The organism is Caulobacter sp. S45 (genome assembly GCF_009765965.1).
Taxonomy (GTDB): Bacteria; Pseudomonadota; Alphaproteobacteria; order Caulobacterales; family Caulobacteraceae; genus CAHJWH01.
On record NZ_LMUL01000001.1, the window covers coordinates 233,568 to 234,296 of the forward strand.

A 729-nucleotide genomic window follows, 5' to 3' on the forward strand; every position below is an offset into this window, starting at 1 on the left:
ATGATCGCTTGGAGATGGCCAAGATGGCGATCATGGGGCTGGATGGAAAAATCGAGTTTGAATGGCGCAATCCCAAAGGGGACCGGACAATTAGGGTCTCTTTCAAGCGGGAAGTGGACCTTAGAGCCGCTGAGATAGCAATGGACGCCTATGTCTGGCCGCGTTCCATTATAGAGATTTGATGGGCCGATAGCTTTGCTATGGTGGGGTCGATCATTGGCCTTCTAGCCAACTCTGCTCATTATACTCCTCCATCCCACGCTCTATCTCACGTCGGATCGCGTCTCCCTTCGTCTTCAGTTGTTCGCCCTTCAGCTCTTCGAAGAGCTGGGCTTCTGGCAACGCACGCTGCTCACCACGCGATTGGCCTGACCGGCGTCGGTACGGCCATGTTCGCAGTCCTTGCAGGCGCTCAGGTGAGAATGCTGCTCGCTGAGCGCTGACCGAAAGCGGCCCCTTCCAATGGCCGCAAGGGGTCGTCCTCTTCCAGTAGCCCACCTCCAGGAAGCTGCCGCCGGCGAGCGTCCGCTCTGGAGCGCCGTTGCGACGTCCGCTCCTCCGCCACCTTCGGCCATTCACTGCCTCCGGTTAGGCCACCGGCGCCCTATCTGAATGTCGTGTAGCTGGAGCAAGCGGCATGTCAGCAAATGATGCGGTGGACGGCTCTCCACCCCCGCGGGAGCATAGGCTTCTGCAGAACAGGAGAGAGCTATGGGTCAGGTCGTCACG

The 729-nt window shown here is 59.3% G+C and carries 1 protein-coding gene; it reads left to right on the forward strand.

Translation table 11 applies throughout. The annotated features are described in order from the left end of the window. Nucleotides 1-182, forward strand: a 182-nt coding sequence (locus tag GSQ87_RS01015; protein ID WP_216838886.1) for a hypothetical protein, incomplete at its 5' end; no start/stop codon positions are given. Nucleotides 183-729 lie beyond the last annotated feature (547 nt).